At 69.9% G+C, this 20512-nt stretch carries 16 protein-coding genes and 1 pseudogene; 9 read left to right on the forward strand and 8 right to left on the reverse strand.

Annotated features, from left to right (window positions below):
- Window positions 1-226: 226 nt before the first annotated feature.
- From B1H19_RS21670 to B1H19_RS21680, 3 genes are all read right to left on the reverse strand, one after another.
- Window positions 227-1354, reverse strand: a complete 1128-nt coding sequence (locus B1H19_RS21670) for a cystathionine gamma-lyase (protein ID WP_083106466.1) — start codon at window positions 1352-1354, stop codon at window positions 227-229.
- Complete coding sequence (locus tag B1H19_RS21675) at window positions 1351-1848, reverse strand: low molecular weight protein-tyrosine-phosphatase (RefSeq protein ID WP_237289862.1); 498 nt, start codon at window positions 1846-1848, stop codon at window positions 1351-1353. The genes B1H19_RS21670 and B1H19_RS21675 overlap by 4 nt, the downstream gene beginning before the upstream one ends.
- A gap of 116 nt (window positions 1849-1964) precedes the next feature.
- The gene (locus B1H19_RS21680; protein WP_083109786.1) at window positions 1965-2342 is read right to left on the reverse strand and encodes a phage holin family protein; all 378 of its coding nucleotides are present in this window, start codon (window positions 2340-2342) and stop codon (window positions 1965-1967) included.
- Window positions 2343-2391: 49 nt separating this feature from the next.
- Between B1H19_RS21680 and B1H19_RS21685 the strand changes: the two genes are divergently transcribed.
- The 4 genes from B1H19_RS21685 (at window position 2392) to B1H19_RS21700 (ending at window position 4755) form a co-directional block, all read left to right on the forward strand.
- Window positions 2392-2709 carry a cupin domain-containing protein gene (locus B1H19_RS21685; RefSeq protein WP_083106471.1) on the forward strand — a complete coding sequence of 106 codons (318 nt, stop codon included), beginning with the start codon at window positions 2392-2394 and terminating at the stop codon, window positions 2707-2709.
- Window positions 2710-2929: 220 nt separating this feature from the next.
- Window positions 2930-3154 carry a DUF5326 family protein gene (locus tag B1H19_RS21690; RefSeq protein ID WP_030064494.1) on the forward strand — a complete coding sequence of 75 codons (225 nt, stop codon included), beginning with the start codon at window positions 2930-2932 and terminating at the stop codon, window positions 3152-3154.
- Window positions 3155-3451: 297 nt separating this feature from the next.
- Window positions 3452-4228: an IclR family transcriptional regulator gene (locus B1H19_RS21695; RefSeq protein WP_203237196.1), complete on the forward strand. Its 777-nt coding sequence runs from the start codon at window positions 3452-3454 to the stop codon at window positions 4226-4228.
- 104 nt (window positions 4229-4332) lie between these two features.
- Entirely contained in the window at window positions 4333-4755 is a 423-nt protein-coding gene (locus tag B1H19_RS21700) for an SsgA family sporulation/cell division regulator (RefSeq protein ID WP_083109788.1), read from the forward strand.
- Window positions 4756-4848: 93 nt separating this feature from the next.
- On the opposite strand, the pseudogene B1H19_RS21705 reads toward B1H19_RS21700, so the two are convergent.
- Window positions 4849-6229, reverse strand: a pseudogene (locus tag B1H19_RS21705) (YibE/F family protein).
- Window positions 6230-6452: 223 nt separating this feature from the next.
- On the opposite strand from B1H19_RS21705, the gene thiC reads away from it, so the two are divergent.
- Window positions 6453-8261 carry a phosphomethylpyrimidine synthase ThiC gene (gene thiC / locus B1H19_RS21710; protein ID WP_083106473.1) on the forward strand — a complete coding sequence of 603 codons (1809 nt, stop codon included), beginning with the start codon at window positions 6453-6455 and terminating at the stop codon, window positions 8259-8261.
- A 144-nt stretch (window positions 8262-8405) separates the two neighbouring features.
- Here the strand turns inward: thiC and B1H19_RS21715 are convergent, their stop codons facing one another.
- The 3 genes from B1H19_RS21715 to B1H19_RS21725 form a co-directional block, all read right to left on the reverse strand.
- The gene (locus tag B1H19_RS21715) at window positions 8406-9389 is read right to left on the reverse strand and encodes a hypothetical protein (RefSeq protein WP_418361518.1); all 984 of its coding nucleotides are present in this window, start codon (window positions 9387-9389) and stop codon (window positions 8406-8408) included.
- 209 nt (window positions 9390-9598) lie between these two features.
- Window positions 9599-10639, reverse strand: a complete 1041-nt coding sequence (locus tag B1H19_RS21720; protein WP_083106474.1) for a metallophosphoesterase — start codon at window positions 10637-10639, stop codon at window positions 9599-9601.
- Window positions 10640-10992: 353 nt separating this feature from the next.
- On the reverse strand, window positions 10993-12093 hold the full coding sequence (locus tag B1H19_RS21725; RefSeq protein WP_083106475.1) for a LacI family DNA-binding transcriptional regulator: 1101 nt from the start codon (window positions 12091-12093) through the stop codon (window positions 10993-10995).
- A gap of 372 nt (window positions 12094-12465) precedes the next feature.
- On the opposite strand from B1H19_RS21725, the gene hisC reads away from it, so the two are divergent.
- Window positions 12466-13545, forward strand: coding sequence for a histidinol-phosphate transaminase (gene hisC, locus B1H19_RS21730; protein ID WP_083106476.1), 1080 nt, complete (start codon window positions 12466-12468; stop codon window positions 13543-13545).
- A gap of 102 nt (window positions 13546-13647) precedes the next feature.
- Here hisC and B1H19_RS21735 read toward each other — a convergent pair whose 3' ends face one another.
- On the reverse strand, window positions 13648-14016 hold the full coding sequence (locus tag B1H19_RS21735) for a cyclophilin-like fold protein (protein WP_083106477.1): 369 nt from the start codon (window positions 14014-14016) through the stop codon (window positions 13648-13650).
- A gap of 244 nt (window positions 14017-14260) precedes the next feature.
- On the opposite strand from B1H19_RS21735, the gene B1H19_RS21740 reads away from it, so the two are divergent.
- Genes B1H19_RS21740 through cydD form a run of 3 tightly spaced genes read left to right on the forward strand, consistent with a single transcriptional unit; the run spans window position 14261 to window position 20467 of the window.
- Window positions 14261-15769 carry a cytochrome ubiquinol oxidase subunit I gene (locus B1H19_RS21740; RefSeq protein ID WP_083106478.1) on the forward strand — a complete coding sequence of 503 codons (1509 nt, stop codon included), beginning with the start codon at window positions 14261-14263 and terminating at the stop codon, window positions 15767-15769.
- Between the two features lie 9 nt (window positions 15770-15778).
- On the forward strand, window positions 15779-16828 hold the full coding sequence (cydB, locus tag B1H19_RS21745; protein WP_083106479.1) for a cytochrome d ubiquinol oxidase subunit II: 1050 nt from the start codon (window positions 15779-15781) through the stop codon (window positions 16826-16828).
- A 12-nt stretch (window positions 16829-16840) separates the two neighbouring features.
- On the forward strand, window positions 16841-20467 hold the full coding sequence (gene cydD, locus B1H19_RS21750; RefSeq protein WP_083106480.1) for a thiol reductant ABC exporter subunit CydD: 3627 nt from the start codon (window positions 16841-16843) through the stop codon (window positions 20465-20467).
- Window positions 20468-20512 lie beyond the last annotated feature (45 nt).

The following is a 20512-nucleotide window of genomic DNA, read 5'->3' on the forward strand; positions in this document are numbered from 1 at the left end:
GGTGACAGATCCCGCAGACATGGGCAGCCGAAACCCGAGCTTGATGACGGGACGGCCGTGGAACACCGCGGGCGCTAGGGACGGGCCCGCCGCCCTTGGCGTCATGGGACCCCGCAATGCGCTCAACTGGCCTTGGCGCAGCCGTAGTTTCACGTGAAACATCGCCGGGGCTCGGTTTCACGTGAAACATCGCAGGCGGCCGGAGGCGAGCGGGACGTCCCGTCGGCTATGTCCGCTGCGCCGCATCCAGCGCACGCATGACGTCCGCGACCAGATCCTCCGGCTCCTCGATGCCGACCGAGAACCGGACGAACCCCTCCGGCACGGCATCGCCGCCCCACCGGGCGCGCCGCTCGGCGGTCGACCGTACGCCGCCGAAGCTGGTCGCCTCGTCCACCAGGGTCAGTGCGGCCAGGAACCGCTCCGCATGGTCCTTGTCGGGCAGGGTGAAGGAGACCACGGAGCCGAAGCGGCCGGGCCGCATCTGTGTGACGGCGAGCCGGTGGGCGGGGTCGGAGGGCAGACCGGGGTGGCGCAGGCCGGTGATCTCGGGGCGGGTGGCCAGTGCCTCGGCGAGCGCCAGTGCGCCGGCCGACTGCTGGCGGACGCGGAGCGCGAGTGTGGCCAGCGAGCGGTGCGCGAGCCAGCTCTCCATCGGGCCGGGAATCGCGCCGACCGTCTTGCGCCACAGGCGGACGGCATCGGCCAGCGTGGCGTCGCGGGTGCTGGCATAGCCCAGCAGGATGTCGCCATGGCCCGTCAGCGCCTTGGTGCCGCTGGCGACCGAGAAGTCGGCGCCGAGGTCCAGGGGGCGCTGGCCGAGCGGGGTGGCGAGGGTGTTGTCGACGGCGACCAGGGCGCCGCGGGCGTGCGCGGCGTCGGCCAGCCGCCGGATGTCGCAGACGTCGAGGCCGGGGTTGGAGGGCGTCTCGATCCACAGCAGCCGGGCACCGTCCAGCACATCGAGCTGGGCATCGTGCGCGGTCCGGGCCGTACGGACCTCGACGCCGTAGCTCTCCAGGCGGTCGCGGACGGCGGGGAGCAGCTGGTAGCCGTCGCTGGGCAGTACGACCGCGTCGCCGGAGCGCAGCTGGGAGAAGAGGACGGCAGCGATCGCCGCCATGCCGGAGGCGAAGGCAACGGTGTGTGCGGGCTGTTCCGGCGATTCGAGTTCGCCGATGGCCTCTTCCAGGAGGGACCAGGTCGGGTTGCCATCGCGGCCGTAGGTGTAGGGACCGGCGACATCGCCGGGGAGGTGGAAATGGGCCGCGAAGACCGGCCCGGGGAGGGACGGCTCGTGGGCCGCGGGCTCGGGAAGCCCGGCCCGTACGACGCGGGTGCCGTCGCTCGTCATGCGTGCTCCTTCGGGCCGGTGCCGAGGCCGGTGTCTGCGGGCTCGCCGGAGACCGCGGCGCGTACCGCTTCCAGGAGGCCGTCGCTTGCCTTCTCGATCATCTCCAGGCATTCCTCGAAGCCGTCGAATCCGCCGTAGTACGGATCCGGTACGTCGAGCCCATCGAGTCCGGGCTGTCCGGAGGACACCGCGTCGGTGGCGTAGGAGCGCAGCAGCCGGACCTTGGCGGCGTCCTCGGCGGTGGGGGCCAGGTGGCGCAGGGCGCGCAGATGGCCGGCGTCGAGCGCGATCACCAGATCGCGGTCGGCGAACCAGGAGGCGTGGAACTGCCGGGCGGTGTGGGCGGTGCCGTAGCCGCCCGCGCGCAGTACGGCGACCGTGCGCGGGTCGGCTCCGTCACCCTCGTGCCAGCCGCCGGTGCCCGCACTGTCGATCTCGACCAGACCGTCGAGCCCTTCGTCCGCGATACGGGAGCGGAAGACGGACTCGGCCATCGGCGAGCGGCATATGTTGCCGGTGCAGACGAAGCAGATGCGGAACGGGGCTTTCACGGGGCAGTCCTTGTCGGGGCGGTCGGGTTGTCGTCGAGCGGTGGAGGTCGGAGGGCCGGTCAGTCGTCCTCGGGGAGAACCATGTGCATCGCCCAGGAGACGATGGAGACGATCAGGCCGCCCAGTACTGCGGTCCCGAAGCCGGCCACGTGGAAGGCCAGGCCGAATTTGCCTGCGACGAAGGATGTCAGCAGGAGCATCAGTGCGTTGACGACCAGGGTGATCAGGCCGAGCGTGAGGATGAACAGGGGGAGGGACAGCAGCTTCACCACCGGCTTGACGATGAAGTTGACCAAACCGAAGATCAGCGCGACGAGGACCAGCGTGAGTATCTTGCGGGCGGTGTTCTCGCCGGTGAGCGTGATGTCCTTGAGCAGCCAGATGGCCACGGCAAGCGCCGCGGCGTTGGCGATCGTCTTGACCAGAAAATGCTTCATGGTGAGATCGTCGCAGACGACTCCGAAATCCTTGAGGGGTGCGAACGGCATGAAGGCCTTCAGACTGGATGAGCTGGAAGCGGAGCGGGCGGCGAACGACGGCGCCTATCTGCAGTTCCTCCGGGAGCGCAACATGTCGGTCGGGCTGTACGCGCTGGATGCCGGCAGCGTCGATCCGCAGCAGCCGCATGCCCAGGACGAGGTGTATCTGGTGGTCAGCGGCCGGGCGGCGATCACCGTCGGGACGGAGACGCAGTCCGTGGCACGCGGCAGCGTGGTCTATGTGCCGGCCGGGGTGACCCATAAGTTCCACCACATCAGCGAGGACCTGAGGGTCATGGTGGTCTTTTCTCCGCCTGAGAGCTGAGGCCGGGACCCCGAACCCGTAAGGGTCGGATCAGGGATGTATCAGGGATGCGGAGCCCCCACGGCCGCCGTCGGCGCCCTAGCATCGATGGTGAAGGGGAACCGGAGACGCGATGCGGCGGATACGCGGCGTGCGGACGGTGCCATGAAGCGGCGGTCGATGACGTGACAGCCGATGACGCGAGACCGACCGAGACCGACAGAGAAGGCAGGGCAGTGCAGTGGCTGGTAAGGGGATAATCGCAGGGCTTCCGTGGTGGGTCACCTGGGTCGTGGTGCCCGTCGTCCTGATCGTGGTGTTCGGCGGAATGATCGCCACGGCGGTCGGGTTTCTGATCGGCCTGCTGTTCAAGATCCTTGTAGCGGCGGCGCTGATCGCCGGAGTGATCTATCTCGTGCGCAGGTTCAGCGGATCCTCGTCGTCCTCGTCGAAGGGTGACTGGTAGACCATCGGCGACCGGCCAAGGGCAAGCACCCGCTGACCCGGCCGACTCCGTACGGCAGCCATCCGGTCCCCGGCCCACTCCGTCCGACGACGCCCCGCTCCGGCCTTGGAGCGGGGCGTCGTTCGTCGTCGAACCCGGCCGCCGAGTCCTGCCGACCGCCACCGATTGCCGCGTGGGCCAGGTGAGTTAACTCCTCGGCTTTCGCCGTACCGGCCGGGCCGCCCCGGCTAGAGTGCGCAGCGCAGGCGCCTTCCGGATGATGACGTTCCGGAAGAAAGCGGGTCCGGGGGGCTGACGTTGGCAGTAGGAAACGACGATTCCGCTTCGCACCCCACCCTGATCGGATCGGTGCAGCGGGCCCTCCGACTGCTGGAGGCGGTCGGTGTGCACGCCGACGGGGCACCCGCCAAACAACTCGCCCGGGAAACCGGTCTGCCGCTCCCGACGACGTACCACCTGCTGCGGACCCTGACCCACGAGGGCTATCTGCGCCGGGAGAACGGCCTGTTCGTCTTCGGTGAAGCGGCCGAGGCCATCGGGCAGGCCGGGGCGCGGCGCCGACGGCGCACCCATATCGCCGAGGCGCTGGCCATGGCGGGCCGCGAGCTGCGGGCCGCCGTCTACTTCGCCGTCTACCGGGAGGGTGAGGTGGACGTGGTGGCCGTCACCGACGATCCCGAACGCCCCCCGGTCGAGGAGTGGGTGGATTTCCGTGCCACCGCCCATGCCCACGCCATAGGCCAGTGTCTCCTCGCGCAACTCGACGACGAGGCCAGGAAGGAGCATCTCGCGCGCTATCCCGTGCAGTCCATGACGCCGTTCTCGGTGCGGACCGAAGATGATCTGCTGCAACGTCTGGACACAGTGCGTCGCGGCCATGTCGCCTATGAGCAACAGGAATATGCCCTGGGCACAGTATGTGCCGCCATTCCCGTACAGGTCGGTTCGGCGGCTGCCGCGCTGGCCGTATCGCTTCCCATCCATGAACTGCATCGATTGCGTACCGTCACGGATCAACTACGAACAATGGCGGAGGCGACACTAACGACACTCGCGTTCTCTATCAGTATCTGAAAACTCACTCCTTGTGATCTGCTTGCACCTGACAGACGATGGCGTCAATAGGGCTTGTGGGGATGTTTCCCGGCCATCTCCGATCAATTGCGGGGCAGTGGTTGATGACCGACACAGTTCAGGCAGAAGTGATCATGAGTTTCCTCGTTTCCGAGGAGCTCGCGTTCCGGATCCCGGTGCAGCTGGATTTCGACATCGCCGATCCGTTTGCCGTCCGTTTCACCTTTGATCTCCCTGGCGATATGCCCGTGACCTGGGTCTTCAGCCGCGAGTTGCTGCTGGACGGGCTCAGCGGGCCGTCCGGCGAGGGGGATGTACGCATCGAGCCGGCGTCCGAGGGGCATCTCGGCGAGGTCTTCATCAGCCTCCAAGTGGGCGCCGAGCGGGCCCTGTTCCGGGCCGGGGTGCCGCCGCTGGTCGCCTTCCTGGACCGTACGGACCGGCTGGTGCCGCTCGGTGAGGAAGAGGTGCACGACACCCTGGAGGCCGTACTGGACCGGATCCTCACGGAGGCGCCGGCCGGTTGACCCGGGCTCGGCTCGTCCGCCGGTCCCCGCCGTCACCGCCCACGCGCTCACCGCACGGCACTCATCGCACGCCGCGGTCGCCGTCCACCGGATTCACCGCTTACGGCGCCTGCCGCGCGAGCCGCGCCGCCCGGACCTTCCACCCGTGGCGGCCGGCAAGGCGTCCGAAGAGGGCACCGGCACGTCCTGCTCCCGGCGGTCCGCCGAGACCACCAGAGCCGCCAGCAGCGTCGTCAGCGGCACCGATGCGACCAGCCCGATGCTGCCCACCAGCGTGCGCACGACCTCCTCGCTGGTGGCGACCGTGCCGACGCTGCTCTGCGCGATCGAGAACAGCAGGAGAAGCGGCAGCGCCGCGCCGGCATAGGCCAGTACGAGGGTGTTCACGACGGACGCGATGTGATCCCGTCCGATCCGCATCGCCGCGCCGTACAGCTTGCGCCAACTCGCCGCCGGATACGCCTCCTTGAGCTCCCACACCGCCGAGGTCTGAGTCACCGTCACATCGTCGAGCGCGCCCAGGGAGCCGATGATGATCCCCGCCAGCAGCAGACCCCGGATCTCGATGTCGGAGTAAAGGCTGTGCACCAGCCCGGTCGTGTCGTCCGTATTGCCGGTCAGCAGCGCCCAACCGGTGAAGACGGAGCCCAGCAGGCCGATCAGCAGCAGTGACGTGAGAGTGCCGAGCACCGCCACCGACGTACGGGCAGTTGGGCCGTGGCACATATAGAGCGCGATCAGCATGGTCGCGCTGCCGCCGACCACTGCCACCACCAGCGGGTTCGACCCCTGGAGGATGGCCGGGAGGATGAACAGCGTCAGCACCAGGAAGCTCGCCAGCAGCGCGACCAGCGCCAGTACCCCGCGCAGCCGGCCCACGATCACCATCGCCAGCGCGAAGACTGCGGCCAGCACCCACATCGGGAACGTCCGGTCGACATCGCTCACCGCGTACTGGAGATCCTTCGGCGCCTTGGGGGAATACGACACCACCACGCCCTGGCCCGTCGTGTAGTGCCGTAGGGCGTCGGGTGTCACCACCGTCCGGAAGGTGCGTCCGGCGTTTTTCCGTCGTGACCTTGATGGTCGCCTGCTCGCAGTTCTTGTTCGTCGCCGCTCCTGTGGACGGCGACCGCCCCGGCGACCCCGGCTCCGGTGGCTGCTGCTCGGCATGCACGTCCGCACAGTTCACCTCCGCCACCTTGATCACTCGTGCCTGCTCGGTGGGCTGGTCGAAGCCGACCCCGGACGGCTTGTGCGGCGGTGCGCCGCCGGGCCACAGCACCACCAGACCCGCTACCACCGCGACGGCGAACGGGATCAGAACCGCTGCGATGACCTTGCGCAGATGGCGGGAGACGGGTGCGGCCGGCCCATGGCCGTGGGCGTGCGCATGCTCTGAGGCACTGTGGTGGTGCTCGGTACGGCTCACGGCCCGATCATTGCGACAACCGAGGGGCCTGCTCGCAACCATTGGGAACCTGGCCCCAAGAACTCGCGGGGCCCCCTGTTCACCCCGCCGCATCGGCCGCTACCGTGGTGGGACCTTTGCAATCGCGGGAGCTCGGAGCACCGGGCTGAGAGGGCGCTGACCTTCGTCCCAGCGATGTTTCACGTGAAACATCGCCGGACGGAAGCCGCTGCGTCGACCGCCGAACCTGTTACCGGGTAATGCCGGCGTAGGGAGTTGGGTCTTTATGACTCTGCAGGATGCACGCACGCCTGAAAACGGTCAGGCCGGCGGCCGGGACGCTGCCGCCAACGGCAGCCGGCCGGAGATCGGCTGGCATAAGGGCTATGTGTCCGGTTCGCGGCCCGATATCCGGGTCCCGGTCCGGAAGGTGCACCTCACCAACGGCAAGGACGTCACGCTCTACGACACGTCCGGGCCGTACACCGACCCGAACATCGATACCGATGTCCGCCGTGGCCTGGCGCCGCTGCGGGAGAACTGGATCATCGCCCGCGGCGACACCGAGGAGTACGCGGGCCGCCCCATGCGGCCGGAGGACGACGGCCTCAAGCACACCTCGCCGCGCGGCGGCCTCAAGAACCTCGACGCGGTCTTCCCCGGCCGCCCGCGCCAGCCGCGCCGCGGCCGGGGCGGTGCCGCGGTGACCCAGCTCGCCTACGCCCGGCGCGGCGAGATCACCGCGGAGATGGAGTACGTCGCCCTCCGCGAGAACGTCAGCCCGGAGTTCGTACGGGACGAGATCGCGGCGGGCCGCGCCGTACTGCCGGCCAACGTCAACCACCCGGAGATCGAGCCGATGATCATCGGCAAGAACTTCTTGGTGAAGGTCAACGCCAACATCGGCAACTCCGCGGTCACCTCCTCCATCGAGGAGGAGGTCGAGAAGATGACCTGGGCGACCCGCTGGGGCGCCGACACGGTCATGGACCTCTCCACCGGCCGTAACATCCACACCACCCGCGAGTGGGTGCTGCGCAACTCCCCCGTTCCCATCGGCACCGTCCCCCTCTACCAGGCCCTGGAGAAGGTCGACGGCAAGGCCGAGGAGCTGACCTGGGAGATCTACAAGGACACGGTCATCGAGCAGGCCGAACAGGGCGTCGACTACATGACGGTGCACGCCGGCGTGCTGCTCCGCTATGTCCCCCTCACGGCCCGCCGCAAGACCGGCATCGTCTCCCGCGGCGGCTCGATCATGGCCGCCTGGTGCCTCGCGCACCATCAGGAGTCGTTCCTCTACACCCACTTCGAGGAGCTCTGCGAGATCCTCGCCTCCTACGACGTCACCTACTCGCTCGGCGACGGCCTGCGCCCCGGCTCCATCGCGGACGCCAACGACGAGGCCCAGTTCGCGGAGCTGAGGACGCTCGGCGAGCTGAACACCATCGCCAAGCGGCACGGCGTACAAACCATGATCGAGGGCCCGGGCCATGTCCCGATGCACAAGATCAAGGAGAACATCGACCTCCAGCAGGAGATCTGCGAAGAGGCGCCGTTCTACACGCTCGGCCCGCTGACCACGGACATTGCGCCCGCCTACGACCACATCACCTCCGGCATCGGCGCCGCGATGATCGCTTGGTGGGGCACCGCGATGCTCTGCTACGTCACTCCCAAGGAGCACCTGGGCCTGCCGGACCGCGACGACGTCAAGACCGGCGTCATCACCTACAAGATCGCGGCCCATGCGGCGGACCTCGCCAAGGGGCACCCGGGCGCCCAGGACTGGGACGACGCCCTCTCCGACGCCCGCTTCGAGTTCCGCTGGGAGGACCAGTTCAACCTGGCCCTCGACCCGGACACCGCCCGTGCCTTCCACGACGAGACGCTGCCCGCCGAACCGGCGAAGACGGCCCACTTCTGCTCGATGTGCGGTCCGAAGTTCTGCTCGATGAAGATCAGCCGGAGCATCACCGAGCAGTTCGGCGGCGAAGCGGGCACGTCGCCCGAGGACATCGAGGCCGGAATGCTGGAGAAGTCCAAGGAGTTCGCGGCCAGCGGGAACCGGGTGTATCTGCCGCTGGCGGACTGACACGCGGAGAGGGCCTGCACGCGCCGCGCCGCAGACCAGCACCACGCCGTGCACCGGCGCCGCTCCGGGGCGAAATGCCCGTGGGGCGGCGCCGTTCGCGTACCGGCCGAGCGGCCGTTGACGACGGCCGTAGCGGCACGCGCCCTACTCCGACGCCCCTCCACCGGAGCCCGATCCCGAACCCGCCGAATTCGCTCCCGGCCCCGCACCCGATCCCCCGTACTCCGGGCTGGTGAAGTCCGGGCTGGAATAGCGCGGACGGGAGCGCGATCCCGAAGAACCGCTGTCCCGGCTGGAGAAGGCGGGGCGGGAGTAGCCGAGGGTGGGGATGCGATTCTCGGGAGCGGCGACCGGCCGGGGGACGTAATCGGTGGGGTCGGCGCCGGGGTCGGCGTCGACGAGGGCTTCGCTGAGAAAGGGCAGGAGGCCGCGTTCGAGGAGGGCCTGGCGCCAAGCGTCGTGGGCGCGGTCGAGGTCCATGGCGAGGGCTTCGTCAGCTCTGGAGGTGCGGGACGCCGTCGAACCGTTGCGCAGGGCCGTGACGACGAGACCGGCCATGGCCACCAGCGCGCCCGCCGCCGTCAGCACGGCGAATACCCAGCCGACGCTGATCAGCGGCCGGGCCACGGAGGCGTCCGGGCCGACGAAGCGCAGGACATAGCCGATGAGGAGAAAGAGCACGGCGGCGATGCCTGCGAGGACCGGGACCAGGACGGCGCTCATGGCGGCCAGCCCGGCGCCGGCACTCTCCGCGGACTCGTCCAGAGCCGTCCCCTCGCCGGTGCCGGTGCACGACACCGCGACGGGGCCCGTGCCGTTGGCCGAACCTGTCGCCCCCTCGGACGCCGCATCCCCGTCCACGGCCGCCGCTCCGCCCGCGGACGAGGCCGCCGCCGGTGCCCGCAGGGCGGCGCGCAGCTGGACATAACGCTGGTATTCGGCCGTCGCACAGGCGGCGATGGCGGTGGTGGCGCTGAGGGCCATGGTGCGCAACTGCTCGGCGCTCAGGTGCTTTCCCGTGCCGGAGGCGAGACCGTCCGGGCGGTGCCCGGCGGCGCGCAGAGCCTCATCGAGGAGCCGCGCGAATTCCTCGCGATCCTCGTTCAGCAGGTGCGGAGCGCTGTTCATGTGCATCCCCCGATGCTCCGTAGGGCCGTACGTGCCGGCTGGGCCGGGCAGTGGGCGGAAACGGAGGAGAGCCTGCTACGGATAGCCCGATGGTAGAGCGCCTCCGGCACACGGTGACAGTGAGTTTGCGGAATTCGAGCAATGCCGCGACCGGAATCCGCCGCAGCCCGGAGCCCGACGGTCTGGTGCACGGTCGCCCCGGGGAACGCTCAGCCCGCCAGGGGGAGTTGGCAGACCAGCAGTTTTCCGGCCATGGTGACGCCGCCGTCCATCGCGATCGCGAGCCCGTCGGCATAGACATGCGGCCCGTCGACAGCGGCGCTCTCGCCCTCGCCGTCCTCCGTGCCGACCTCGCCCAGCAGATACGGGATCGGGCTGTGGCCGTGGACGACGCGCTCGCCGCCGTAGGCGTGCAGCAGTTCGCGTACGGCCTGCGAGCCGTCCTCGTCGCGGAAGGCGAAACGCTTGGTGAACTTGCGGAACAGTTCCCAGACTTCGTCGGCGTCGCTGCGGGTCAGGACATCGTGGACGGTGTCGTTGACGGCCTCGATGGAGTCCCCGTACTCGAGGTAGGCGGTGGTGTCGGAGTGCACGAGCAGATGCCCGTCCTCCTCCATCACGGCGTCCAGGCGGGCCATCCACTGCAGGTGGTGGTCCTCCAGACGGTCCATGTCGGACTTCTGGCCGCCGTTGAGGAGCCAGGCGGCCTGGAAGGAGGCGGTGCCGGCGCCGGACTGCACGGGGGTGTCGCCGAACCGCTTGGCGCCCAGCAGCAGGAGTTCGTGGTTGCCCATCAGGGCCTTGCAGTAGCCGCCGGCCGCCGCGGCCTCGGCGGAGAGCTGCATCACCAGGTCGATGACGCCGATGCCGTCCGGACCGCGGTCGGTGAAGTCGCCGAGGAACCACAGGCGGGCGTTGCCGGCCGCCCAGTGGCCGTCGGCGTCGATCAGCCTTTCGGCGGCGAGCGCCTCGCACAGCTCGTCGTAATAGCCGTGGACGTCGCCGACGACGTACAGGGGGCCCATGCCCTCCGGTGTGTCCTGGTCGGCCGCGGTCTCGGCGGCCGGCAGGAAGTCGGCGGCCGGGCGGTCGATGAGGGTGTCCGTGCGGCCCGCGCCGATGACCGGGAGGTCGCGGGCGGTCGGGGAGTACCCCTCGGGCAGCTCGACCGGAGCCGCGGGGGTCGGCACCAGCGGCGGTGCGGTCGGGGGGCCGGCGGGCAGATGCACCGGCGGGCCGGCCGGCGGCATCGGTGGCGGTCCCGCGGGCGCGCCGGAGAGCGGCCCGGGCGGCACAGGAGACGCCGGAGTTTGTCCCGCCATGGTCCACACCATGGGTCCCTGACTGGCCCCCTGAGTCATCGACCCCTCCACCGTCGCGCCGCCGTGCACCTCTCGGACCTTGCCTGGTCGACGGCGGTCCGCGGTGTCGTGCGCCCATCATAGGAATGCCGGTCGCAGGTTGTGACGCACCCGGGGGTGATCAATCCGCCGTAGCCCGGCGTTCACGGCGGATTTCTCCCGGGATCGCCCTGTTTTTTCCTCAGCGAAGGAGGTGCGTGAGCGGCGATGTTACGTGTGAATCATCATGGGACGGCGGCGGCTCACGCACCGGCCGGTCCCCGCGGGGGATTGATGGCGGTCCGCGCCGAGCGTCGCTGGGACAAGGTCCGCACAATCAGGTCGGTCGGTATCACCTGTTCGATGGGACGGGCGTCGTCGAGTCCCTCGATGGCGTCGATGAGAATCTGGACGACGGCCGTGCCGATACGCCGCGGCTTGAGCGACAGCGTGGTGATGGGCGGCTCGGTGGTGGCGTACACGGTGGACTCGCTGCAGCAGACCAGCAGCAGGTCCTCGGGAACGCGCAGTCCGTAGCGCCGGGCGGCGGCGAGCAGGTCGGTGCCGTTGGGGTCGAAGAGTCCGTAGACGGCATCGGGCCGGTCGGGGCGGGCCAGCAGCCGGTCGGCGGCGACGGCGCCCGCGCACGGATCGTGCGCCGGGTAGGACTCGTAGACCGGATCCTGGCCCACCCGCTCGCACCAGCTCAGATACGCGGTGGTGGAGAGCCGGGTGTAGGTGTCGGTGGTGTTGCCCGTCAGCAGGCCGATGCGGCGGGCGCCGGCGTCGGCGAGGTGGTCGAGCAGGCCGAGCACCGCCGCTTCGTGGTCGTTGTCGACCCATCCGGTGACGGGCAGCGCGCCGCCGGGGCGGCCGTCGGAGACGACGGGGATGCCGTGCCGGACGAGTTCGGTGACGACGGGGTCGCCGTCGGCGGGGTCGATGACCACGGTGCCGTCCAGTGCGACGTTGGACCACACGTCGTGGCGGGAGGTCGCGGGCAGGATGACCAGCGCATACCCGCGGGCCAGCGCCGCGGAGGTGGCGGCTCGGGCCATCTCGGCGAAGTACGCGAATTCGGTGAAGGTGAAAGGTTCATCCCCGTACGTGGTCACGGTCAGACCGAGCAGCCCTGACTTGCCGGTACGGAGGGTGCGGGCGGCGGCGGAGGGGCGATAGCCCAGCCGCTCGGCCACCTCGCGGACATGGCTACGGGTGGCATCCGGAAGCCGGCCCTTGCCGTTGAGCGCGTCGGAGACAGTCGTGATGGATACACCGGCTGCGGCGGCCACGTCCCGGATGCCCGCCCGTCCCAGCCGGCGACCGGTCGACCGGCTCACCTGGTGCTTCCCTGCTGCTGTCATGGCGAGCCGATAGTAGGGCTCGGCAGGGCCGTTCGCGGGGGCGCTCCGCGGCTTGTTAAAAGGTACGTTTCTGCATGGCGACTCAGCATCAATCTCCTTTGAAATCAAGGTAGTTGAGGGTCATTGTGATCATAGACAGGGATTCTGGCCGTCCTTGCCTGGTCATCGGTCCAGGTCTCGAAGAGGTCTCAAGTCACCTTCACGAGGGATGCGCGCCAGGGCGCAAACCACCGGCGCGCAATCGGGCAGGGAGCGCTCGTTATGTCCAGTGCGCGGGGTGGAGCGGAGGAAGCGGGGGCTGCCGCCCGGCGGGGCAATCCTCATAAGGTGTGCAGTATTGGAGTCGAGCGGGACGGTCGAGGAGGACCTGCGGTGAGTGAGAAGACCCCGAAGCTGCGTGCTGCGCTGGACGGCATCCCCACCTACAAGCCGGGCCGGCCCGCGGCGGCCGACGGTCCCGTGGCCTACAAGCTGTCCTCCAACGAGAACCCCTATCCGCCGCTGCCGGGCGTCCTGGAGAGCGCGGTGACCGCGGCCGGATCCTTCAACCGCTACCCGGACATGGCATGTACGGGCCTGATGGCGGAGCTGGCCGAGCGCTTCTCGGTGCCGCTGTCGCATCTGGCGACGGGAACCGGTTCGGTGGGCGTGGCCCAGCAGCTGGTGCAGTCGACGGCTGGGCCCGGCGATGAAGTGATCTACGCATGGCGCTCGTTCGAGGCGTACCCGATCGTCACGCAGGTCTCCGGGGCCACTCCCGTCCAGGTGCCGCTGACCTCCGGCGAGGTGCACGATCTGGACGCGATGCTCGCCGCGGTCACCGACCGGACCCGGCTGATCTTCGTCTGCAACCCCAACAACCCCACCGGCACCGTCGTACGCCGTGCCGAGCTGGAGGCCTTCCTGGACCGGGTGCCGGACGATGTCCTGGTGGTGCTGGACGAGGCGTACCGCGAATTCATCCGCGACGAGCAGGTGCCGGACGGTATCGACCTCTACCGCGAGCGGCCCAATGTGTGTGTGCTGCGGACCTTCTCGAAGGCGTACGGCCTGGCCGGGCTGCGGGTCGGGTTCGCGGTGGCGCATGAGCCGGTGGCCGCGGCCCTGCGCAAGACGGCGGTGCCGTTCGGGGTGAGCCAGCTGGCGCAGGAGGCGGCGGTGGCGTCGCTGCGCAGTGAGGCGGCGCTGCTGGAGCGGGTCGATGCGCTGGTGGCCGAGCGGGCGCGGGTGGTCGAGGGACTGACCGGGCAGGGGTGGACGGTTGCCGAGACGCAGGCCAACTTCGTCTGGCTGCGGCTGGGGGACCGTACCGTCGACTTCGCGGCGGCGTGTGAGCGTGCCGGGGTGGTGGTGCGGCCGTTCCCCGGTGAGGGAGTGCGGGTGACCATCGGCGAGAGCGCGGCGATGGATCTGTTCCTGGAGGCGGCGGAGGAGTTCCGCAAGGCGCTGTAAGGCGTTGCGGGCGCTGTCGGCGCTTTCGCAAGGAGTTGCGCCGAGGGCGCGCTGGGGCCGTGGGTCGGATGACCCGCGGCCCTCACGCTCGGGCGGGGGCCTTCAGGCCCTGTGCACATGAATCGCGTCGCCGCTGCGGACGGTGGCCAGGACGCGCGGGTCGCCGTCGAGGCGGCCGAGCACATTGCACGGCGAGGCGAGCCGGGATTCCCCGCCACGGGATATCGGCGTGGGGCCGTAGGGCAGCGCGAGCGCGTTGCCCTCGGTCCAGAAGGCGACGGTGCCGGGCTCGACGACCTGGCGGGCGTCGGCCTCCAGCGCGGGGGCGAGTCCGGTGTCGAAGTAGACCTCTTCGCCCCAGGTGTGGGCGGTGCCGTCGATCGGTAGGGCCGCGAGCAGCGCCGCGGCGGTCGGGGTGTCGTCGAGGGTTGCGGTGGTGTGCCCCGCCGGCCAGGAGATACGAATCTTCATGGCGCCGAATTCAACAATATGTTGAAGCTTGAGGGAAGGGTGTCGCGGTAAGGCCGGGATAAGGATTCGTATGCCATGGATTCCGGCGTGACGGCGGTCACGTACCCCCCTTATCGAAGGCCGGAGGGCCATGAGTAATAATGCTTGTGAATGTGAACGCGTTCACAAGCTCACCCGGGCTGTGTCGGTACGCAGACGCACAAGGGACATGCCGTCCTGCACGGCGACGTAAGGAGGAAGCGACGTGGAACTGGCGCTGGCGCCAGAGACTCTGGCGCGATGGCAATTCGGCATCACCACCGTCTACCACTTCCTGTTCGTCCCCCTGACGATCTCTCTCGCCGCTCTGGTGGCCGGACTGGAGACCGCATGGGTGCGGACGGCGAAGCAGAAGTACCTCAAGGCGACCAAGTTCTGGGGCAAGCTCTTCCTGATCAACATCGCGATGGGCGTCGTCACCGGCATCGTCCAGGAGTTCCAGTTCGGGATGAACTGGTCCGACTACTCGCGGTTCGTCGGTGACATCTTCGGTGCCCCGCTCGCCTTCGAGGCGCTGATCGCGTTCTTCTTCGAGTCCACCTTCATCGGGCTGTGGATCTTCGGCTGGGACAAGCTCCCCAAGAAGATCCACTGCCTGTGCATATGGATGGTCTCGATCGGCACCATCCTGTCCGCGTACTTCATCCTCGCCGCCAACTCCTGGATGCAGCACCCGGTCGGCTACCGGTACAACGCCCACACCGGCCGCGCCGAGCTCACCGACTTCCTCAAGGTGCTCACCCAGGACACCACCCTTGTCGTCGCCTTCCACACGCTGACCGCCGCCTTCCTGACCGGCGCCGCCTTCATGGTCGGCATCTCCGCGTACCACCTGATGCGCAAGAAGCACATCAAGGTGATGCGGACATCGCTGCGCCTCGGCCTGGTCACCCTGGTCATCGCCGGACTGCTCACCGCCATCAGCGGTGACGAGCTCGGCAAGGTCATGTTCAAGCAGCAGCCGATGAAGATGGCCGCCGCCGAGGCGCTGTGGGACAAGGAAGAGCCGGCGCCGTTCTCCGTCTTCGCCTACGGCGATGTGGAAAAGGGCCACAACACGGTCGCCATCGAGGTGCCCGGCCTGCTCTCCTTCCTCGCGCACAGCGACTTCAGCTCGCCGGTCCCCGGCATCAACGACGTCAACAAGGCCGAGCAGCAGAAGTTCGGCCCCGGCGACTACCGGCCCAACATCCCGGTCGCCTACTGGGGCTTCCGCTGGATGATCGGCTTCGGTATGTCGTCGTTCGCCCTCGGGCTGGCCGGTCTCTGGCTGACCCGCAAGAAGTTCTGGCTGGCGCCGGGGCTGCGTACCGGGGACGAGGAACCACCCCGGCTCGCACTCACCAAGAACAAGGAACTGGGCCCGCGCCTGAGCAAGTGGTACTGGTCGCTCGCCTTCGTCACCCTCGGCTTCCCGCTGATCGCCAACTCCTGGGGCTGGGTCTTCACCGAGATGGGCCGCCAGCCCTGGGCCGTCTACGGCGTCCTGCGCACCTCCGACGCCGTCTCGCCGGGCGTCTCACAGGGCGAGGTGATCACCTCGATGGCCGTCTTCACCGCGCTCTACGCGATCCTCGCCGTGGTCGAGGTCAGGCTGCTGGTGAAGTACGTCAAGGCTGGCCCCCAGGAGCTGACCGATTCCGACCTCAACCCGCCCACCAGGATCGGCGGCGACCCCGCGGACGCCGACCGGCCGATGGCCTTCTCGTACTAGGAGGCGGCTGTGCAACTCCATGACATCTGGTTCGTCCTCATCGCCTTCCTGTGGACCGGGTACTTCTTCCTCGAAGGATTCGACTTCGGAATCGGCGTGCTCACCAAGCTCCTCGCCCGCGACCGCAGCGAGAAGCGCGTCCTGATCAACACCATCGGCCCGGTCTGGGACGGCAACGAAGTCTGGCTGCTCAGCGCGGCCGGTGCCACCTTCGCCGCCTTCCCCGACTGGTACGCCACCCTCTTCTCCGGCTTCTACCTGCCGCTGCTGCTCATCCTGGTCTGCCTGATCGTGCGCGGTGTCGCCTTCGAGTACCGCGCCAAGCGGGCCGAGGAGTCGTGGCAGCGCAACTGGGAGACGGCGATCTTCTGGACCTCGCTGCTGCCCGCCGTGCTGTGGGGCATCGCGTTCGGCAACATCGTGCACGGCGTGAAGATCGACGCGCACAAGGAGTACGTCGGCGGCGTCCTCGACCTGCTCAACCCGTACGCGATCCTCGGCGGCCTGACCACCCTGACGCTGTTCACCTTCCACGGAGCGGTGTTCGCCTCGCTCAAGACGGTGGGCGACATCCGTGAGCGGGCGCGCAGGATGGCGACCGTCCTCGGGCTGCTCGCAGCCGTGGTCGCGGTCTCCTTCCTGGCCTGGACCCAGGCCGACAAGGGTGACGGCACCAGCCTGATCGCCATGACCGTCGCGGTGGTCGCGCTCGTCGCGGCGCTGGTCGCCAACCGGTTCGGCCGCGAGGGATGGGCGTTCGCGTTCTCCGGGATCACCATCGCGGCCGCGGTCGCCATGCTGTTCCTCACGCTGTTCCCCAACGTCATGCCGTCGACGCTGCACGAGAGCTGGAGCCTTACGGTCACCAACGCCTCGTCCAGCCCCTACACCCTGAAGATCATGACCTGGTGCGCCGGGATCGCCGCACCCATCGTGATGCTCTACCAGGGGTGGACGTACTGGGTCTTCCGCAAGCGGATCGGCACTCAGCACCTCGCCGACGCCCATGTCCCCGGCGCCACCGGCGCCGACACCCACACTCCGACGCCCGCCAGCTGACGGAGGTTTCACGTGAAACCGATCGACCCGCGCCTGCTTCGCCACGCCCGCGCCACCCGGCTGTTCCTTGTCGCGGTGGTGGCCCTCGGGCTGGCCGGAGCGGGGCTGGTCATCGGCCAGGCGATGCTGATCGCCGAGATCGTGGTCGGCGCCTTCCAGCACGACCGCGGTCTCGGCGCCCTGACCATCCCCATCGCGCTGCTCGCGGCGGTCTCGGCCGGCCGCGGGCTGGTGTCCTGGCTCACCGAACTGGCAGCGCACCGTGCAAGCGCCGCGGTCAAGTCCGAGCTGCGGATGCGGCTGCTCGAACGGGCGGCGCGGCTGGGGCCCGGCGCCAGGCTTCGCCGCACGGAGACCGACGGGTGGGCCACGGGCGCGGGAGGCCGGGAGGCCGACGACCCGGGCACGGCAGTGGCGGGCACGCTGGAGATGCGTACCGGCGAGCTGGCCACCCTGGCTACCCGCGGTATCGACGCCCTCGACGATTACTTCGCGCGTTATCTGCCGCAGCTGGGCCTGGCGGTCGTCGTCCCCGTCGCCGTACTCGCCCGGATCGTCCTGGGCGACTGGATCTCGGCCGCGACGATCGTCGTCACCCTCCCGCTGATCCCGCTGTTCATGACCCTCATCGGCTGGGCCACACAGGCACGGATGGACCGCCAGTGGCGGCTGCTCGCCCGGCTCTCCGGGCACTTCCTCGACGTCGTCGAGGGGTTGCCCACCCTCAAGATCTTCGGCCGGGCCAAGGCCCAGGCCGCCTCCATCCGCGCCATCACCAGCGAGTACCGCCGCGCGACGCTGCGCACCCTGCGGATCGCCTTCCTCTCCTCCTTCGCCCTCGAACTCCTCGCCACCATCTCGGTCGCCCTGGTCGCGGTCGGTATCGGCATGCGCCTGGTGCACGGTGAACTCGACCTCTACACCGGGCTGATGGTGCTGGTCCTGGCGCCCGAGGCGTATCTGCCGCTGCGGCAGGTGGGCGCGCAGTACCACGCCGCGGCCGAGGGCCTGTCCGCCGCCGAGGAGATCTTCGCCGTACTGGAGACACCGTTGCCGGCGTCCGGCACCGCACCGGCGCCCGAGGGCACCGCGCTGGCCGTCGAAAACCTGGTCGTCCGCCACCCCGGCCGTGGCGCCGACTCGCTTCCCGCGACCTCGTTCGAGGTCCGGCCCGGTGAGACCGTCGCCCTGGTCGGCCCCTCCGGCGCGGGAAAGTCCACGCTGCTGAGCGTCCTCCTCGGCTTCACCGCACCGGCCGAGGGCCGCGCCCTGGCCGACGGCCGGGACATCGCCTCCCTCTCCCCCGAAAGCTGGCGGCGGCGGATCGCCTGGGTGCCGCAGCATCCGCACCTGTTCGCCGGGACCATCGCCGAGAACGTACGGCTGGCACGGCCGGACGCGGATGATGCGGCCGTACGGGCCGCCCTGCGCGATGCCGGGGCACTGGACTTCGTCGACGCCCTTCCGCACGGTACGGCCACGCCCCTCGGCGAAGGGGGCGCCGGGCTCTCCGCCGGCCAGCGCCAGCGCCTCGCGCTCGCCCGCGCTTTCCTCGCCGACCGCCCGATCCTGCTGCTGGACGAGCCGACCGCGAACCTCGACGGCGAGACCGAAGAGGCCGTCGTGGCCGCCGTCCGCCGCCTCGCGGTCGGCCGTACGGTGCTGATGGTCGTCCACCGGCCGGCACTGCTCGCGGTGGCGGACCGGGTGGTGCGGCTGGCGGATCCGGCCGTGCCCTCGGGCTCGGCGCCGAATGTTTCACGTGAAACACCGGCCGGGCTCGCTCCGCGGTCCGCTGCCCCCACAACCTCCGCCATTGACAGGGCCGTTGAGGCCACTCCGGCCTCGGCCCCCGCACTGACCCGGCTGCGCCGTATGGCCCGGGCCCGCAGGTCGCGCTTTGCGCTGGCTCTGCTGCTCGGCAGCCTCGCGCTGGGCAGCGCGGTCGGCCTGATGGCGACGTCCGGCTGGCTGATCTCGCGCGCCGCGCAGCAGCCCCCGGTGCTGTATCTGATGGTGGCGGTCACCGCGACCCGGGCGTTCGGCATCGGACGGGCCGTCTTCCGCTACGCCGAGCGGCTGGTCGCCCATGACGCGGTCTTCCGGATGCTCGCCGATGTGCGCGTAGCGGTCTTCCGTCGGCTGGAGCGGCTGGCGCCCGCCGGTCTCAAGGAGCGCCGCCGCGGCGATCTGCTCTCCCGGCTCGTCGCCGATGTCGACGCCGTACAGGACCACTTCCTGCGCTGGCTGCTGCCCGTCGGCGCCGCGGTGCTGGTCGGTGCGGGCACCGTCGGCTTCACCGGCTGGCTGCTGCCGGAGGCGGGTGCGGTACTCGCCGCCGGGCTGCTGCTCGCAGGGGCGGGGGCGCCGCTGGTGTCGGCCGCGCTCGCCCGGCGGGCGGAGCGTCAGCTGGCACCCGCCCGGGGTGTCCTGTCCACCCGCGTCGTCGATCTGCTCACCGGAACGGCCGAGTTGACCGTGGCCGGCGCGCTGACGGCCCGTACGGACGCGGCCCGGCGCGCGGACCGGGACCTGACCCGGATCGCATCCCGCTCGGCCACCGCGGCCGGCATCGGCGCCGGGCTCTCGGCGCTGCTGTGCGGGCTGACCGTTGCCGCGGCCGCCGTGGTCGGCGTACAGGCCGTGCACCAGGGCCGGCTGCACGGGGTCGCGCTGGCGGTTGTCGTCCTCACTCCGCTGGCCGCGTTCGAGGCGGTGGCCGGGCTGCCGCTCGCCGTGCAGTACCGCCAGCGCACCCGGCGCGCGGCCGAGCGGGTCTTCGAGGTGCTGGACGCCCCGGCGCCGGTGTGCGAACCGGCCACGCCCGCGGCCGCTCCCGAGGCGCCGTTCCCCCTGGTCGTGAGCGAGCTGACCGCGCGCCACTCCGGGCAGACCGCCCCCGCGCTGGACGGCGTCTCCTTCACCCTGGCGGCCGGCCGGCGGGTGGCGGTGGTCGGTCCGTCCGGCTCCGGCAAGACCACGCTGGCGCAGGTACTGCTGCGTTTCCTGGACCGGGAGGCCGGGGCGTACACCCTGGGCGGGACGGACGCCCAGGCCATGGACGGTGATGCGGTGCGGCGGCTGGTGGGGCTGTGCGCCCAGGACGCGCACCTCTTCGACAGCTCGCTTCGGGAGAACCTCAAACTCGCGCGACGGGGCGGCCCCGATGCGGCCGACGACGGCGACCGCGACCTGTGGGACGCACTCGGCCGGGCGCGGCTGGCGGACTGGGTGCGCGGCCTGCCCGACGGCCTGGACACCATGGTCGGCGAGCACGGCGCCCGGCTGTCCGGCGGCCAGCGGCAGCGGCTGGCCCTGGCCCGCGCGCTGCTCGCGGACTCCCCGGTGCTCGTCCTGGACGAGCCCGCCGAGCATCTCGACCTGGCCACCGCCGATGCGCTGACCGCCGATCTGCTGGCCGCGACCGAGGGCCGTACGACGGTCCTGATCACCCACCGGCTCACCGGCCTCGACGCGGTCGACGAGGTGCTGGTCCTCGACCGCGGCCGGGTCGTCCAGCGCGGCGGATATGCACAGCTGGCGGCGGCCGACGGCCCGTTCCGCAGGATGCTGGAACGCGAGCGGGCGGCCGATGCGGCGCTTCCGGTGGGGGCGCTTCCGGTGGAAATGGCCCGGTAAATGTCTCGTTATTAGGCTCATGGCATGGCAGCCACGGCAGGACCC

The organism is Streptomyces gilvosporeus (assembly GCF_002082195.1).
Lineage (GTDB): Bacteria > Actinomycetota > Actinomycetes > Streptomycetales > Streptomycetaceae > Streptomyces > Streptomyces gilvosporeus.

Coding starts and splice junctions, on each gene's coding strand:
- B1H19_RS21715 (WP_418361518.1), bottom strand. CDS start 9,389: ATGAACAGCGCTCCGCACCTGCTGAACGAGGATCGCGAGGAATTCGCG.
- thiC (WP_083106473.1), top strand. CDS start 6,453: ATGACTCTGCAGGATGCACGCACGCCTGAAAACGGTCAGGCCGGCGGC.
- B1H19_RS21680 (WP_083109786.1), bottom strand. CDS start 2,342: ATGAAGCATTTTCTGGTCAAGACGATCGCCAACGCCGCGGCGCTTGCC.
- B1H19_RS21675 (WP_237289862.1), bottom strand. CDS start 1,848: ATGGCCGAGTCCGTCTTCCGCTCCCGTATCGCGGACGAAGGGCTCGAC.
- B1H19_RS21725 (WP_083106475.1), bottom strand. CDS start 12,093: ATGACAGCAGCAGGGAAGCACCAGGTGAGCCGGTCGACCGGTCGCCGG.
- B1H19_RS21700 (WP_083109788.1), top strand. CDS start 4,333: ATGACCGACACAGTTCAGGCAGAAGTGATCATGAGTTTCCTCGTTTCC.
- B1H19_RS21685 (WP_083106471.1), top strand. CDS start 2,392: ATGAAGGCCTTCAGACTGGATGAGCTGGAAGCGGAGCGGGCGGCGAAC.
- B1H19_RS21670 (WP_083106466.1), bottom strand. CDS start 1,354: ATGACGAGCGACGGCACCCGCGTCGTACGGGCCGGGCTTCCCGAGCCC.
- B1H19_RS21735 (WP_083106477.1), bottom strand. CDS start 14,016: ATGAAGATTCGTATCTCCTGGCCGGCGGGGCACACCACCGCAACCCTC.
- B1H19_RS21720 (WP_083106474.1), bottom strand. CDS start 10,639: ATGCCGCCGGCCGGCCCGCCGGTGCATCTGCCCGCCGGCCCCCCGACC.